Below are 15,427 nucleotides of genomic sequence, written 5' to 3'. Positions count from 1 at the left end.
GTGGGAGCGGGGGGTTCGGTTCGGTTTGATTTCTGTCGACGGCTCGCGCACGGAGCGGCCGCGCCGGTCTGCCCGCGAGTGCAGTCTCGCCGCCGACCGGTCTCGGGTCGCGTGCGACTTCACTGTCGGTTCCCGGTCGATTATCCGAGGTGATACTACCGCCCGAGGATTGATGCGTGGCGTGCGCGAGCCAGTGGCATGTACCGTGGAGAACTGTCGGCGTCGACACCGGAGCGACGACGGTGTTCGTAGGGGGGTCGAGCGACCGGGCACAGGCGAACGTCCTCGGGTTCGCACTGCTCGTCGGACTCACCGTGGTGAGCGTGACGGGCGTCGTGGTCATCGGTGCAGCGGGACTGGGCTCGCTCGAGGACGAAGCGACCGGTAAACAGGTCCAGCACGCGTTCACCCAACTCGACTCGGTCGGCGCGGAGGTGGCCCTCGGCCAGTCGGAGGCTCGGACCGTCGAACTCGGAACCCGTGACGGCTCTCTCCGGACGGTTCCGACCGGTGAGATCCGACTCACTTACGAGGACGGGCCGACCATCCACACCGAGACGCTCGGCGCGGTCGTCTACCGCCGCGGGGACACCGTCGTCGCCTACCAGGGCGGCGGCGTCTGGCGCGGTACTGGGCAGGAGAGCCGGATGGTCTCGCCCCCGGAGATACACTTCCACGACGGGACGCTGACGATGCCGCTGGTCGTGGTTCGGTCCGGGGGGTCGGCTCCGGGTGACGAGGTCGTCGTCCGCCGTCTCTCACAGCAGCCGAACCTCGGGCCGGGAACCGTACAGAACGACGTGGTCCTCCTCTCGGTCACGAGCGACTACTACGTGGGCTGGGCGCAGTACTTCGAGACGCGGGTCGACGACGTGCACGTCACGGTCGACCACAGCACGCGGACGACCACCGTCGAACTCGGCCGGCTCGAGTTCGACACGACGTTCGAGGACGCGATTCGGGCACACGGCGGCGGCGTCGAGGTGTCGACGGGGAACGCGGAGGTCGACGGGCCCGTCACGGCGGAAGGCGACATCAGCGTCGCACAGGCCGGCAGCGTCAGCGGTGAGACGGCGGCCCGGCAGTCGCTGTCGTCGCCGGCCATCGACGCACTCGTCGAGCAGAAGCTCTCGGACGCGCCCGGTGACCCCGACGTCACGGCCCAGGACGTCACCGCGGGACAGACGCTCACCAGCGGGAGCTACTACGACGACGACGGCTTCACGCTGAGCGGCACCACCACCGTCGACCTCTCCGGGGGGAACGTCACCCTACTCGTCGACGGGGATATGAACGTCGACGGCGGTGAACTCCGCGTGGTCAACAGCGCGCCCGGCCACCGTCTGCAGATATTCACCTCGGGCGACCTCACGATCAAAGGGGGCGACATGTACGTCGCCCCGCGGAACCCCGGTGACGCCGACGACGTCCACGCGGAGCGACTGGTCGTCTACGGCGAGTCCGACATGCAGGTGGCCATGGTCAACGGCGGGGCATACTTCGAGGGCGTCATCTACGCGCCGCGCGCCGCGGACGCCCCCGGGGTCAACGACGCCATGCCGACGGCACAGACACAGTGTGAACTCGCCGACGGGAGCTACGCCGACACCTGTCTCGGGACGGGGAACTTCGTCGTCGACGGCGCCATCGTCGGTGGTCCGACCGCCGTCAGGCAGTCGACGACGGTGAACTACGACGCCGACCTCGACGGGCTGACCATCACCATCGCCGCCGACGAGGTGCTCGCACCGGAGCTGACGTTCCTCCACCTCTCGGTGAACGAGATCGCCATCGAGGGTGGGAGCGGCGCCGGTCCAGCGTTCACGCCGACGGCGACTCCCCCGTCGACACCGACGGCGACACCAGCACCCACCGCGACACCGGGACCGACGGCGACGGCGACGCCCACCGCGACCCCGGCCCCGCCCACCGGTGACGAGGCGCCCGAAGCAGACGTCGACGACGTCGACGTCGACCGCTACGACACCCAGCCGGGTCCGAACACCAAGTACCGGTACGACGTGCAGGTCGACTGGGACGCGTCGGACGACGACGGTGATCTCGACACGGTCGAACTCACCGTCGAGGACGTCGACGGCGCCTGCGGGGTGCAGACGCTCACGGTCGACGTGAGCGGTGGGGCCGCCGCGGGTGTCGAAACGGTTACCGTCGGGAGCTACACGGGCCCGTCGCAGTGCACCCCCGGTGGCGAGTACCAGGTGACGGTCACGGCCACGGACGACGCCGGGAACACCGGTAGCGAGACCGAGTCGGGGACCGCCTGACCGCGTCGGGCCCCGCGGAGAGCGCAGCCGGACCCGCTCCCCGGAATCGCTTGCCGACTCCTGACTTCGCAACCCTTAATTAGGTTCCCGGGATACGAGGTAATGCGTTCGAGACGAACGCCGCACGCAGCCAGACGGGTTGGTGGTCTAGTCTGGTTATGACACCTCCTTGACATGGAGGAGGCCGGCAGTTCAAATCTGCCCCAACCCACTTCTCCGACTTCTCGACCGTCGAGCGACGCGGGGTTCCTGCACCGTCTCCTGTCGCCTTCGGTTCGGTATCCAGCCCCCGAGTACGAGGTGAGCGGCCGTGTTACCGACTCTCCACGTACTTCCCGGCTTCCGACACTCCCGTTAGCACGCTCGGTCGCGTTCCGCAGGACGAGTCGGCGGTGTCACTGACTCTCGTTCGCTCCGATTCGTGTGCACACTTATCTCTCAGCACGTTGTAATCTCTGGGATGTACGCTTCGGTGTCCTCGCTCCGGGGCCGCGTCCCCGCCAGGGAGGCGCTCGTGCCGCGGGGTCACTCGGGAGGAGTCGTCTCGGACAGGGAACGGAGCCGGTGTGCCCGCGGCGTCGCCGACACCCGGGTGAGAGCGGGGTGACACGCGGCCATGGCTGAAGCTCGAGGTGAGTGGGACGACGCGATATCTGGCCCGTCGGTCGTATCCGGGCGTTCCACCGGTCGCTCCCGGTTCGTCTCGTGGGTCTCGACTCCCGACGAGAAATCGCTCCGCGAACACGAGGTCAAGCGGTTCAGAACCATCCTCGGACAGCTGGAAGGGCAGTTCGAACGCGCGGCGTCGACGGCCGAGGCAGTCGTCGCGAAGGACGGCATCTCGGACGAGGACCTGCGGCTCATCGACAAGTCCGATTCGCTCGGACGGAACTACCTCTCCTTCGGCCACGAGATGCTGAACCTGTGTGAGCTAGTCCTCCAGGAGAACGACCTCGCCTCGTTCTGGCGGTACTTCGCGTCCGCACGGAAGTCCGAAGTGTACGCGATTCGCGAGATGCTCTGGATCGAACATACGCTCGGGGAGGTGTTGAACTCGTACCACAACTTCAACGACCGGATTCAGGAACTGGAACTGGAGGCCGAGGAGGTGCTGCCCCCCAAGAAGAAGTCGAAGGTTCTGGACGCGCTGAGCCGAGCGTCCGGCGAGCAGGGGTTCTCGCAACTGGCGAACGTGATCACGACCATCCACAACGAGCGCATCAAGCAAGTCTTCGAGCGCCGTCGTGAGGACGTGATCCTGCGACAGATCGCGTTCTTCATGACCACGTCGATACTGTCGATCGGCCTCCTGTTCGTGTTCCTGTTCTCCGACCTCTTCCTGCCGCAGTTCGCTGCTCTCTGGCCCGACGAGGGGCCGGCAATCGTGTTCACGCAGACGCCCATCCTCCTCGACGAAGCGGCCGGCGCGTTCCAGCAAATCGCGCCGCTCTTCGTCGCGATTCCCATCTTCGGTGCGCTCGGCGCGTCGGTGAGCGGCCTCCTCACGCTGTCGAAGACGCTGGAGAGAGCCGCGATTCCCGAGCGCGTCGGCAACCTCCGGCTGTCACTCGCTCGGGTCGTCGTCGGAACCGTCGGCGCGATGGTGGTGTTCGTGTTCCTCCTCTCGGGAGCGATCAACATCCTCAACCTCACCTACAGCGGCGTCCTGGCCGTCTCGTTCGTCTCGGGCTTCTCCGAGCGCCTCCTGCTCAGGGCCGTCCAGTCGGTCGGCGGCGACGTCGAAGAGGACCAGGGGGAGCGGTTCACCCGCTTCGTCGACGTACGGGGTGACTCGACGGGCTACGCCCTGACCCGGGGAGAGACAGAGTCGACGGGCACACTGGGGAGCGACCGGTTCTCCACCTCCTCCGACGGCGGGTCGCGCTGACTCTCACACAGACCCCGGCCGTGGTCGAATCTCGGTGCCCGGGCGCGACACCGCGCGGACGACGGCCCCTCTGTCGTCGAGCACCCCTCGTTCCCGCGGCCGCTTCGTCGTGACCGAACCACCACGTCGCCGAGAGTCGCCTCCGAGACGGCAGAGAGCGCCCCGCTCTACCGGCGAATGTGTCATACTTACAAGGGTGGGCGTCGAAACGTTTAGTACGCCTGACGACGCGCCCCGCTCCCCTCCACCGTCGCCCGACCCGTTCGGTAGCGGAGCGTCCGGCCGAACGGTTCCGGCGCGCCGCCCGAGTGTCGGCGCGAACGCGCAGGTGTGCTCTCACGAGTCCCACACCCATGACCGAAGACATCACCACACTGGTCCCCGGTGACCTCGTCAAGATTCCCGTCGAGGAGCAGACGCACAAGCGACTCTTCATCGTCGACGACCGGCCGCCAGACCGCGACGGCACCGTCCCGCTCCTCGGCAAGCGCGGCGGTCAGTACCACCTCGAGCAGACGGGAGACGTCGTCCATCTGAACCACTACACGCACCGTCGCGACGTCTGGATCGGCGCGGAGACGTTCTCCGCCGACCGCGTCGAGGTCAACCCCGACGTCGAACTCGAGGCCTGACCGGCGCGCCCGCGTTCGCGTGTCGGCCGCCGGTCGTGACGACACGAGTCTCGTCGGTCGTCCACGGTCAGTAGTCGCCCAGCACGCCGAGTCGCCGCGCCCGGCGGGTCGCGTGCTGGAACACCACGTAGCCGAAGAGCAGGTAGCCGACGGCCACGGCGCAGAGGACGGCGAGGTCTCCGGCCGGGAACTCCCACAGTCGAGTGCCGTCGACCATCGCCCGCTGGAGCAGCGCGCTCCCCTGTGCGAGCGGGAGGAACCGGGTCCAGCCGAGGTCGAACGCCGGCGCCGAGATGAGGACGATGAACCCGAACTGCAGGAGGTTGAGCCAGTTGCCGATGCGCTTGTAGAGGATGGCGACCCCGCCGGCCGCGAGGCCGAGGCCGAGGACGGAGACGATGGCGAGCGTCGCCACCGGCACCACCGTCACGACGTTCAACTCCAGCGCCGTCCCGCTCACGAGGAGCATCGCCGCGAGGATGATCGAGGAGGTGACGAACGTCCGGACGACCTTCGCGACCCCTTTGAGGAGGACGACCGGCGCGAAGCCGAACGGGGTCATCAGGTGTCGTTCCAGCGTTCCCCACTGCACCTCGCTCGCGATGTCGTTCGAGATGGCGCTGTACGCACCCACCGACAGCGTCCACAGGAAGTAGCCGACGATGATGCCCTCCAGCGAATCAGTGAGGGCCTGGCCGGCGACCATCTGCCCCCCGTAGAAGAGGAGGCCGAAGAAGAACAGCGAGATGACGATGCCGCCGATGGCGTTCGCGGGGTAGCGGACGAAGATGAGGTACTCTCGGAAGAGGACGGCCCGTGCGAGGTGGCGGTAGCCCGCCGGACGCGGCGACTCGGTGTCGCCGTCGGCCCTGCCGACCTCACCGTCGACGGTGCCGTCGTTCGTGACGTCGACGGCGGAGCGCGTCTCTGTCACCGTCGCGTCACCCCGTCGCCCGCGCGTGTCCCGTCGGTGAGTTCGACGAACACCGACTCGAGGTCACGCTCGGCGGTCGTGACCGAGTCGATGGTCACCCCGTGTTCGCGGAGGGTGTCGACGAGGCGGTAGAAGCCGTCGCTGTCGACCCGTACCTCGACGTGTGTCCGGCCGTCGCGTCGGTCCACGCCGCGGACGTCGAACCGCGCTTCGAGCGCGTCGACCGTCGCGCCGTCCACGTCGGGGCTGGTGACCCGGTACGTCTCCGCGCCCGACCGGTGGAGGAGGTTCGACACGGTGTCGTCGGCGATGACCCGCCCGTCGCTCATGATGATCACGCGGTCGCAGACGTCCTCGATGACGTCCATGTCATGGCTCGAGAGGACCACCGTGAGGTCGCGTGCCTCGACGATGCGCCGCAGTTCGCGTCGGAGTTTGAGCGAACTCTCGACGTCGAGTCCCAGCGTCGGTTCGTCGAGGAAGACGACGTCGGATTCGGTCGCCAGGACGCTCGCGAGCGACACCTTCTGTTTCATCCCCCGCGAGAGCTTCCGGACGGGCGTGTCGGCCTTGTCGGCGAGTTCGAGCTGGTCGAGGAGGCGGTCGTGTCGGGCGGCGACCGAGTCCGGGTCGACGCCGCTGACCGTCGCGAAGTAGCGGAGGTTCTCCCGGACGGTCAACCGCCAGTAGTCGTTGCGGGCCCCCTCGAGCATCGCGTCGACGCGGGCGTACGCCGCCCGGGGGTCGGTGTAGACGTCGTGGCCGTAGAGCGAGACCGTCCCCTCGTCGGCGATGACCATCCCGAGGACGCACTTGATGAGCGTGGTCTTGCCGGCGCCGTTCGGTCCGAGCAGGCCGACGACCGACCCCCGGTCGATGGTGAACGAGACGTCGTCGACGGCCGTCACCGCGTCGGGACCGCTCCCGAACCGCTTCCGGACGCCGTCGACGACGACGGCCGACTCGGTGTCGGTGGCGGTGGCGGTGGCTCCCGTCTCGTGTGGGTCGCTCCGTTCGGCGTCCCGGACCTGTGGACGCTCCGACGCGGTCATCACCCGTATCAGGGACCTGAAACGGATAAATCACCGCATGCGGGGCAGCTCCGGGTGTGTCTCTCCCGCGCACAGTCGCGTCAGGTACTATGTCTGTGAGACGAACAGGTCCCGCGGAGGGTGGGGTGAGATGACACGCCACGGACTCGACGAACCGGTGAGCCTCGTCCTCCGGACGCGGGAGTGGACGACGGCGTGTGGCGAACTGGCCGACCAGGTGAGGGCGGACGACGAGTTCGTCGTCGCCTGCGACACCGACGACGACCCCCGTCGTGAGGGAGGCGGCGGACCGCCCGGTCGAGGTGGTCGTCGCCGTACGACGTCGAGGTGGTCGACCACGAGGCGAGGTCGCCCGGTCAGTCCAGAATCTCGGTGGCCTCGCCGGTCTTCGCGGACGCGAGTTCGCGGAAGGCGAGCAATATGGGGGTGAGACTAGTATCGTCGCCAGCGCGACTCCGGACACCGTCGACCGATCGCCGCGCACTGCGGAGCGCGTCCCGCGCGTCTTTCGCGGCGTCCCTCGCCTTCTGGACGTTCCGGTCGGCCCCCGTGTCGTACGCTTTCGCTCGACGGAGCCACTTTATCCCCTCGGCGAACTCACGGACGGTGCCGTCGAGGTCGTGGTAGGCGCCGACGTCAGCCTCGAACTGTGCGACCTTCGCCTCGTACTCCTCCGCGGAGATGGCGCTGACGGCCGCGGTGTCGTCGACAGTCGAGACGGCGCGGATGTCGGCCAGGCCGCGGTCGGCCGCCGTGAGGAGCGTCCGTATCTCGTCCGCTGCGCCGACGCCGCCCTCGTGGAAGTCGCGCTCGAAGTCGGCGAGCGCACTCGCCAGATGCTCGTAGGCCTCCACGACGGCGACCTGTGTCCCCGTCGCGTGTCGGAGGAACTGCCAGCACGCGACCAACTGCGCGGCGCTCGTCTCCTGTTCGGCGTTGGCGGCCCGCTGCCCGGCCTTGACGTAGTCCTTCTGTGCCGCCGCCAGCGCGAGACGGACGTCGTACTCCGACCTGAGGAAGCCGACGCTCGTCGCCGTGACGTCGGTGAGTTCCGTCCCGTACCCGTCGGTGAACGCCCTGACGACGGCCGTGATCTTCCGGTCGGCGTTCCGGAGGGTCTCCAGCCCGCGAACCTCGCGGTCGGTGAGGTCGCGCTCCGGAGCCGGTTCGTCCTCGACGATCACCTCCTCGACAGGTTCCGGGGGTTCGGGTTCGGGGTCGGGGTCGGGGTCGGGTACAGACTCGGGTTCGGGGTCGGGTTCGGATGTCGGTCCGGGCACCGGCCCGGACGGCGTCGGCGTCGTCGCGTCGACGACGTTCGCGTTCGAGACTGGCTCCCGCGTGCGGACGGAGCCTCGCTCGCTCCCGTCCAGCGGCAGGCGGGCCGAACAGCCCGCGAACAGCCCGAGGAGCCCGACGAACCCTCTTCGATTCATACGTAACAGGGTTGTCAACTGCGGGCAAAGCTATACTCCGCGTAACGGCGCGTTCGGCGGTGCATAAACCGACAGCGCCCCGGACTCTCTTCCCGACGACGGGCGGGCGACGTCCCCCGTGCCGACACTCCCCCGGCGACGGCTGGTTAGGCTGTCGACGTGGTCGTGAAGACGGCCGGTATGCCCGCGTTAAGTCGGTCCACTGCGCCGCTTTCCGCACACGCCGGAACGCTCACCGAGCGACACAGAGAGCGAGGCCGGACCCGGTCGAATCGTCCGTGTCTTCCGACTGCTCGGCGTCGTCGAGTCCGCGCGCCGCCAGTTCTCGGTCGACGAACCCCGCGACGACAACGAACAGGAACACGACGGCGGCCGTGGTCCCCCTAATCCGACCAGCACGACGCCGACCACGGGCATCCCGTCGCGGCCGGAGACCCTGTCGGCCCAGACCAGCCAACTCGGGCCGAGCGTGGTCAGCGAGACGAGGACCACACCGGCGGCTGCGACAGTGCCGAATCCGACGGCCCGTCCGAGGTCCGTACCCTCCGTTTCCGGCGCCCGGTGCATGTCGCTTCGGGAGTCCGGTTCTCCACGACCGGGGCGGCCTACAGTTCGTGTCCGCACGCGCAGTTACCGATACAGTACGTCGTCTCCGCCTCGTCGAACGAGACGCCCATCGTCGCCAGCGCGGTGACGAGGTCGTTCGTCGTCTCGAACCGCGGGCGGACGTTCGCGGCCGTCGCACCGTACGGGCGTGCCCCGACCGGAATCGTCGTGGTGACCTCCCCCGATGCGTGGTCGACGACCGCCACCTCGTCGTTCGTCTGGACGGGGACGTACAGTTTCTCGTGCGCCGGGTCCCACGTCCCGACGAACGCCGACCCGCCGAGGTCGAGTCGCTCACGCACCGTTCCCGCGACGAGATCGACGACGGTGACGTCGTCGGTCCCCGGTGTGAAGACGTACCCCGTCTCCGACTCCGGGCCGATTTCGCTCGTCAGCGGCCGCTCCCCGAGACCGTCGTCGACAGTGAGCCGAGCGCGCTGTGCGGGCGCCGCGGGGTCCGAGAGGTCCCAGACGCTCTCCGTGCCCCTCCCTTCGTTGTGCTCGACCAGGAGCGTCTCGCCGTCGGGCGCGACCGTCGCCATCCAGGGGCGGGCCCGCTCACCCACGACCGGTTCGACGGCGACCTGGGTGACAATCTCGAACGAGTCGACGTCGACGACGGTGAGCGTGTCGCCGAAGAGGTCCGGGACGTACGCGTAAGTCCCGTCGGGGTGGACGGTCACGTCGCACGGCCCCGGCCCGTCCGCGCCCACTCCCCCCTCGCCCCGGCGGTCGAGTTCGCCCGTGACCTCGCCGAACGAGTCCGAGGCGGGGTCGGCGTCGAGACGGAACTGTTTGTGTGTCGGTTCACGCGCGCTGACGACGAGGTGTCTCCCGTCGGGCGTCTGCTCCTGCCAGTTGGCGCCCGACCCGGTCTCGAACGCGACCCGTTCGTCGAGCGAGCCGGCACGGAGGCCGCGAACCCCACGGCCGACGTTGAGCCAGAGCGTGTCGTCCGCGCTGTCGGTCAGCGTCGGCGTGTACTGGTTCGACGGGAACGACGAGGTCAGCCCGAGGTGCTGGGTCGTGACCACCCTGTCCGTCGCCGGGTCGATGACGCTGACGGTGCTGTCGCCGGTGTTGAAGACGAGGACAGTCGGCTGAGCGCGCTCGTCGTCCCCCGCACGCCCCGAACAGCCAGCGGTGGCCGTCACGCCGGCCGCGACGGAGCCAGCGAGGAGCCGTCGTCGAGAGACGCCCCCCCGGCGTCGGCTCCCGTCGGCGTTCGGGTACAGGACCGGGTCTCGGCGCGGAGTGGTCATTGTGTACCACAGTGACTCCGCCGACATAAGCAGTCGTCACGGTGGCCGACTGCGTGCACGACCCGGTTCGCGACCTAGTCGTATCACATTCGATAAGACTTACCGGTCGACGAATCGGGTTCCTCTCGTTCAGCTCCCGGAAGCGTCTACAGATTGCTCCTTCGCCGTTCGAGCACGCTGAGTATCAGAAGTGGAAATCAGTCCGGTTGTTGTAAGTAGCGGCCACCCGGGGTATCAACCCTGATGCTACTCGGACGGACGCGCCCCCCGCTCGTGAGACGCATCTCCGCCTCGCGTGGTGAGTGGTCGTGAGTAACCGACACGGCGGCCGCCCCGACACCCAGCAACCGACGGTCCGGGCGGGGACGCACCGACGGGACGTCCGCGTCCCCGGCGGCCTGCCTCGACCGACCCGGGGGGAACTGGCGACCATCTGGTCGGTCCCGACGCTCCTGCTCGTCGTCCACTTCCTCGTCCAGCCGGGTTTCGACGCCTGGGTGCGGTTCCGGTACGTTCGCTACTCGGTGGCGCAGACGACGCCGTCACACCAGCTCGCACCGGACCCGTTTACCCCGTACGCGTGGGCGTGGCACGAGTTCACGCGGGTCGCGCACGCGCTCGTCCACGCCCCCGGCGGCTACCACTCCCACGTCGTCGGGAACGTCGCGCTCATCGTGCTCACCGCCTGGGCGCTCCTCGTCACACTCACGGCCCTGGGCCGACGCCGGTGGTTCGTCTTCTGTTACTGGGAACTCGTCGTCGTCGCCCCCGTCGTCGGGTCGTTCGCGTTCGACCTCTTCGGGACCACGGCGACCGGGTACGGCGCCTCGACGGTCGGGTTCGCCTTCCTCGGCGTCGTCGTCGTCGTGAGCCTCGTGGCGCTGGTCGACGACTGCCGCCGCCGCGTCGGTGAGCGACTCGGCTCGGGGGGGCCGGTGCGCTCCGACGGCGGTCAGGCGGTGCGACCGTCCGTCGTCGCCGGCGTCTTCCTCCTCAGCGTGGCAGTCGTCGCCGGCGACGTCCTCGTCGCCTCGCCCGCGATGCCCGTCCACCAGGCCGGGGCCGGGTTCGGCGCGCTCGTCGGCGTGGTCGTCGGCCCGCTCACCCGTCGACTCTGACCGCTTCGGTGGGCGACGCACGTCCGGGACGACTCTCACTGGTTCGGCGGGCGGCGCGCGTCCGAGGCGCCCCTACGCGGGGGCGCGTGAGTGCGTGAGACTCGCGGTGGAGCGAACAGCGTCGGCGTCGAGACCCGAAGGGGAGTACCGAGAAGAGACAGAGGTGAGCGACCGCGTCGTCAGTGCTGTCGACGCCGCCAGCCGAGCAGCAGGGCGAGGACGCCTGCGACGAGCGTCGCGGTGACGCCGAGTCCCGGGAACTGCGTGTCGGTCGTGGTCGGCTCGGTCGTCTCCTCAGGCTGGAGTGCCGCCGTTCCCGTCTGCGTCTGTGGCGGCGCCGCGGTGGCCGTCGGTTCGTCCGTCGCCGTCGGTTCGTCGGTGGTCGCCGGTCCGCCCGCCGTCGACGCCGCCGTCGAGACGAGGAACGTCCCGAAGCGCGAGACATCGGCGCGGAGCGCCACCGTCTCGTCGTCCGACGCGACGACGTCGGTGACGAGCGTCTGCCAGGTGCCGCTGTCGTCGTCGTACTGACGGATGCGGAGGTCGTCCGCCGAGGCGCCGGCCGCGTCGACTGCCGATCGCTCGAGGACGAACGTGACCGTGCCGGACCCGTCGGCGACCTGGTTCGGCGGCTGCGCGTCGACCACCGTCAGGACGGTGTCGTAGTCACGCGAGTAGTCCGTGTCGGCGCGTGGCCGGTCGCGCTCCGAGACAGTGGTCTGCCCGGCCGTCTCGGTGGCGAACGTCAGCGAGACGCGCTGCAGCGTCTCACTCGACTGGCCGACGTCGAACTCGATGGACGTGCCGCCGTAGAGGAGCTTCGTCACCGAGAACAGGGTGCGCGACCCCGTCGCGACGCCACCGCCGCCACCGCCGCTACTGACGCTGGGGCTACTGTCGGCCTCGTCGGGTTCCTCGGGGTTCGCTGGCTCACCTGGCTCGGGCGTGGTGGTGCCGGTCGGTTCCGACCCCTGCGCGATGGCGAACGGCGAGAAGCCGCTCGTCGTGGCGACGTACGTCACGTGCGTCGCGTTCTGCGACCGAATCTGCGTGTCGAGTTCGGTCCAGCGGCCGTCCGTGTAGTGCCACAGCGACACCTCGTCGGGCGCGAGGCCGGCGAGACTCGACCGCTTGACCGTCACCTCGATGGTCGACTGACGGTCACGGAGGGGCTGTGGGACCTCGATGTCGATGTAGATGGGGTCCTCCTTGTCCTCCTGTTGCTTCACCGACCGGATGCCGTTCCCGGGCGAGGCGCGCTGGGCGATTCTGACGTTCCCGTCGGCGTTTCCGTCCGCACCGAAGTCGATGCCGACCCGCGGGATGTCGTCGGAGAGCCCCGAGATGGAGACGCGCCCGTTCTCGACGCTGCCGGACTTGCGCTGTGCGGGCGCGATGGTCAGTTCGCCGCGGGTCGTCGTGAGTTCCCGGGAGTTCTCCCCGGTCGCCACGTAGAGGTAGCCGTACCGGCCGGTCGACCAGTTCTCGAACGTCTCGACCGTCACCTCGCCCGCGTCGCCACCGTCGACGACGGTGACGCTCGCGTCGAGCGTCTCGGCGTCGCTCGTCGTCTCGTCGAGCGGCGCGTCCGACTGCGCCTGCTCGGCGACGAAGTCGACGAGCCGCGCGCCCGAGATGAGTCCCGAGGTCCGGCCGTCCTGGAGGTTACCCAGGCCGAACACGCTCGGCGACCCGGTGACCGTGGCCACGCCGTTGACGTCGGCGATCTCGCGTTCGACGCTGACGTCGTCGGCAGTGAGCTGGTTCAGGTCCCCGTCGACCGTGACGGTGACGTCCTTGTTCTCGAACTGCTGTCGGTTGTAGACGACGACGGCGTGGGTGACGTCGCCGTCGTCCTGGTTTGCGTCGACGTCGAAGGTGAGGTCGTCACCCGCGGTGTAGGTGGTGCGCTCGAGGGCCGCCTCCGCGGGCCGCTGGTGGACGGTGGCGACGTCGACGCCGAGGACGCGACTCTCGTTCGCGACGGCGAGTTCACCGTTCGACTCCTCGAAGCCCTGGTCGGTGACGCCCCAGCTGTTCTGCCCCTGGTGGTCCTGGACGAGGAAGAAGACGTAGAAGCCCGCCCCGCGGTCCTCGTCGCCGAGGTCGTACGTCTCGACGACTTCGCCGTTCGAGTCGAGCGTCCCGTAGTCGTCGACGAGGTCGAAGTGGACGTCGTCAGCGAGGTTCTCGTTCGTGAGGAGGTCGAGCCCGCGCTGGGTCGTCAGCGTGGAACTCGACGAGAACAGCTCTCGGGCCGCCTGCGTGTCCTCCTCGACGTGAGCGGCGACGAGCTGGACGTCCTGCCCCGCGAACGCGCTCGTCCCGTAGCCGGTCCCGCCCCGGAACCGCAGCTGGACCTCGGCCTCGTCGTCGTAGACAGCGACCTTGTCCTTGTTGAGGCGGACCTTCCCGGTGCTGAACGCCGTGACCTCGACGAAGGGGTCGACGTTCTTCACGACCGTATCGGCGTTCCGCTCCGGGTTCGTCCGGAGCGGGAACGCAGCCCTGTTCCACACCTCGACGTCGTCGGAGGCGTCGACGAAGTCCGACCCCGAGATGGCCGCTCGCGGTTCGGTCGGTTCGTCGGTGAACGCTCCGGCCGTGACGGCCGGCACCGTCCCGGTCACGACCAGGAGGGCGACGGCCACCACGAACAGTCGGTTCGATGACCCATCTATCATGCGAAACTGTCTTTACCACCGTCACATAGGTGTTGTGTTCTAGTTGAATTTCATCGTGGAGAAAACGTCTGGTGGGATGTCGCGTCGAACCGGGAGAATCGTTTACGAACGTTCGTTATTGATACCTCGAAAGTTTCTTCCGAGTTGTCAGCGCAGTAGAACTCGGAATGGTATCTCGTCCGACAGTCGCCGTCTGTCTCGCAATCGTCGCAGTCCTCGCCGCCGGCGTGACTCCCCTCCCGGTGGGGGCGGCGACGTACGAACTCTCGTCACCGGACGCGGTCGACACGCCCGACCGCACGGTGACAGTCAGTGGAACCGATTTCGAGGTGAGCGAGACGGCCCGCGTCTCGAAAGGCGACCCGATTCGCCTGGACACGACCGGCCCGTCGGGAACGTCCTACTCGGTCGAGCTCCGGGACAGTGACCGGGTCTACCGGGACGACGCCGAGGCGACCGGGAACGACCGCGTGACGTTCTCGACGTCGTCGCTCGCGCCCGGGACGTACTTCGCCGTCGTCTTCGCCGAGGGGAGCGTCCAGACGCTCTACCCCATCGTCGTGAAGAAGTACGACGTCTCCTCGGTGAACGTCCCCTCGACTGCCGACGCCGGAGCGTCGTTCGACGTCTCCGCGCAGGTGACCCAGGAGACGAGCGGCCCGGCACTCGACGCCGTCGAGGTCGCAATCACCGACGGCTCTGAGGACATCGTCGTCCAGCAGGAACTCTCCGCGGACGGCTCTGACGAGTACGCCGGCACCGTCTCCGTGCCCGACGAGGGCGACTACAACGTCTACGTCTTCGCCCGCGGCGAGGACGAACTCGACGGCGAGCGGGTGTTCCTCGGTCTCTCCGACCCCACGTCGCTCGAGGTAGAGGCAGCGGACGACACCAGTGACGACGGCGGAAACAGTGGAAACGGTGGCGACGGTGGAAGCGACGGGTCCAGCAGCAGCGACGACTCGGACTCGGACTCGGAGACGACCGAGACGCCGACGGCGACGCCGACCGACACGCCGACGGCGACACCGACTGACACGCCGACCGACACGCCGACCGAGATGCCGACCGACACGCCGACCGAGACGACCGGGACGTCCGACGGCGACACCGAGTCGGGGTCGGCCGGTGGCGCTGACTCGACCGACGCGTCGACGGACGAACCGACGACGGAACAGTCGACGGAGACATCCGCGCCGCTCGGTGCGGTGCCGCTCCTCCTGGCACTGCTCCTCGTGGGCGGCATCGCGCTCCGACTCCGTCGGTAGGCGCCGAATCTCTCCTCTCCCTTCGACGAGCGCGCCCCCAGCCACGGGTCTCGGCCGGGCGGTCGGCGCGGGGGTTTAATGTCGTAAATGCGATTTTAATGTCCGGTGTGATGCCGGTCTCGCCCGGTCGCTCCCGAACGTGTTCCGAACGGGCCGACGCGACGTGTGTCCCCCGAGAGTTGGACTCAGGTGTTCGTCTCGGCCTCGTGGCCGACGACGAGCGGAATCAGGACGTCGCGCACGCCGGGGTAGCCGTCGCGTG

12 protein-coding genes and 1 tRNA gene are annotated in these 15,427 nt (G+C 68.6%); 7 read left to right on the top strand and 6 right to left on the bottom strand.

Annotation, left to right across the window (positions count from 1 at the left end):
• The first annotated feature begins 242 nt into the window (after positions 1-242).
• The 5 genes from ACESK5_RS11275 (at position 243) to ACESK5_RS11255 (ending at position 4,805) form a co-directional block, all read left to right on the top strand.
• Positions 243-2,285 carry a hypothetical protein gene (locus tag ACESK5_RS11275; protein WP_372911665.1) on the top strand — a complete coding sequence of 681 codons (2,043 nt, stop codon included), beginning with the start codon at positions 243-245 and terminating at the stop codon, positions 2,283-2,285.
• 136 nt (positions 2,286-2,421) lie between these two features.
• A tRNA-Val gene (locus ACESK5_RS11270) sits at positions 2,422-2,496 on the top strand.
• 249 nt (positions 2,497-2,745) lie between these two features.
• A complete protein-coding gene (locus tag ACESK5_RS11265) occupies positions 2,746-2,892 on the top strand; it encodes a hypothetical protein (RefSeq protein ID WP_372911664.1) in 147 nt (48 codons plus the stop codon).
• A gap of 9 nt (positions 2,893-2,901) precedes the next feature.
• Complete coding sequence (locus ACESK5_RS11260; RefSeq protein WP_372911663.1) at positions 2,902-4,173, top strand: hypothetical protein; 1,272 nt, start codon at positions 2,902-2,904, stop codon at positions 4,171-4,173.
• 353 nt (positions 4,174-4,526) lie between these two features.
• Complete coding sequence (locus ACESK5_RS11255) at positions 4,527-4,805, top strand: hypothetical protein (RefSeq protein WP_372911662.1); 279 nt, start codon at positions 4,527-4,529, stop codon at positions 4,803-4,805.
• A 67-nt stretch (positions 4,806-4,872) separates the two neighbouring features.
• Here the strand turns inward: ACESK5_RS11255 and ACESK5_RS11250 are convergent, their stop codons facing one another.
• The 5 genes from ACESK5_RS11250 to ACESK5_RS11230 all read right to left on the bottom strand — a co-directional run bounded on the left by ACESK5_RS11250 (position 4,873) and on the right by ACESK5_RS11230 (position 10,095).
• On the bottom strand, positions 4,873-5,739 hold the full coding sequence (locus ACESK5_RS11250) for an ABC transporter permease (protein ID WP_372911661.1): 867 nt from the start codon (positions 5,737-5,739) through the stop codon (positions 4,873-4,875).
• On the bottom strand, positions 5,736-6,791 hold the full coding sequence (locus ACESK5_RS11245; protein ID WP_372911660.1) for an ABC transporter ATP-binding protein: 1,056 nt from the start codon (positions 6,789-6,791) through the stop codon (positions 5,736-5,738). The genes ACESK5_RS11250 and ACESK5_RS11245 overlap by 4 nt, the downstream gene beginning before the upstream one ends.
• Positions 6,792-7,147: 356 nt before the next feature.
• A complete protein-coding gene (locus ACESK5_RS11240; protein ID WP_372911659.1) occupies positions 7,148-8,227 on the bottom strand; it encodes a hypothetical protein in 1,080 nt (359 codons plus the stop codon).
• 232 nt (positions 8,228-8,459) lie between these two features.
• Positions 8,460-8,591 carry a hypothetical protein gene (locus ACESK5_RS11235; RefSeq protein WP_372911658.1) on the bottom strand — a complete coding sequence of 44 codons (132 nt, stop codon included), beginning with the start codon at positions 8,589-8,591 and terminating at the stop codon, positions 8,460-8,462.
• A 241-nt stretch (positions 8,592-8,832) separates the two neighbouring features.
• Positions 8,833-10,095 (bottom strand): YncE family protein, encoded by a 1,263-nt coding sequence (locus tag ACESK5_RS11230; protein WP_372911657.1) that lies wholly within the window; start codon positions 10,093-10,095, stop codon positions 8,833-8,835.
• Positions 10,096-10,403: 308 nt separating this feature from the next.
• Between ACESK5_RS11230 and ACESK5_RS11225 the strand changes: the two genes are divergently transcribed.
• Positions 10,404-11,213 (top strand): hypothetical protein, encoded by an 810-nt coding sequence (locus tag ACESK5_RS11225; protein ID WP_372911656.1) that lies wholly within the window; start codon positions 10,404-10,406, stop codon positions 11,211-11,213.
• Between the two features lie 179 nt (positions 11,214-11,392).
• Here ACESK5_RS11225 and ACESK5_RS11220 read toward each other — a convergent pair whose 3' ends face one another.
• On the bottom strand, positions 11,393-13,897 hold the full coding sequence (locus ACESK5_RS11220) for a PGF-pre-PGF domain-containing protein (RefSeq protein ID WP_372911655.1): 2,505 nt from the start codon (positions 13,895-13,897) through the stop codon (positions 11,393-11,395).
• A gap of 167 nt (positions 13,898-14,064) precedes the next feature.
• On the opposite strand from ACESK5_RS11220, the gene ACESK5_RS11215 reads away from it, so the two are divergent.
• Positions 14,065-15,165 (top strand): hypothetical protein, encoded by a 1,101-nt coding sequence (locus ACESK5_RS11215; protein ID WP_372911654.1) that lies wholly within the window; start codon positions 14,065-14,067, stop codon positions 15,163-15,165.
• Positions 15,166-15,427 lie beyond the last annotated feature (262 nt).

This window comes from Salinigranum sp. (assembly GCF_041641895.1).
GTDB lineage: Archaea > Halobacteriota > Halobacteria > Halobacteriales > Haloferacaceae > Salinigranum.
The sequence above is the reverse complement of the archived record's forward strand: the minus strand, read 5'-3'. Positions and strand labels throughout refer to the sequence as shown.

Excerpts from the sequence above, each read along its gene's own strand:
- ACESK5_RS11265 (WP_372911664.1), top strand. The coding sequence starts at position 2,746 with ATGTACGCTTCGGTGTCCTCGCTCCGGGGCCGCGTCCCCGCCAGGGAG.
- ACESK5_RS11260 (WP_372911663.1), top strand. The coding sequence starts at position 2,902 with ATGGCTGAAGCTCGAGGTGAGTGGGACGACGCGATATCTGGCCCGTCG.
- ACESK5_RS11255 (WP_372911662.1), top strand. The coding sequence starts at position 4,527 with ATGACCGAAGACATCACCACACTGGTCCCCGGTGACCTCGTCAAGATT.
- ACESK5_RS11245 (WP_372911660.1), bottom strand. The coding sequence starts at position 6,791 with ATGACCGCGTCGGAGCGTCCACAGGTCCGGGACGCCGAACGGAGCGAC.
- ACESK5_RS11240 (WP_372911659.1), bottom strand. The coding sequence starts at position 8,227 with ATGAATCGAAGAGGGTTCGTCGGGCTCCTCGGGCTGTTCGCGGGCTGT.
- ACESK5_RS11230 (WP_372911657.1), bottom strand. The coding sequence starts at position 10,095 with ATGACCACTCCGCGCCGAGACCCGGTCCTGTACCCGAACGCCGACGGG.
- ACESK5_RS11220 (WP_372911655.1), bottom strand. The coding sequence starts at position 13,897 with ATGATAGATGGGTCATCGAACCGACTGTTCGTGGTGGCCGTCGCCCTC.
- ACESK5_RS11215 (WP_372911654.1), top strand. The coding sequence starts at position 14,065 with ATGGTATCTCGTCCGACAGTCGCCGTCTGTCTCGCAATCGTCGCAGTC.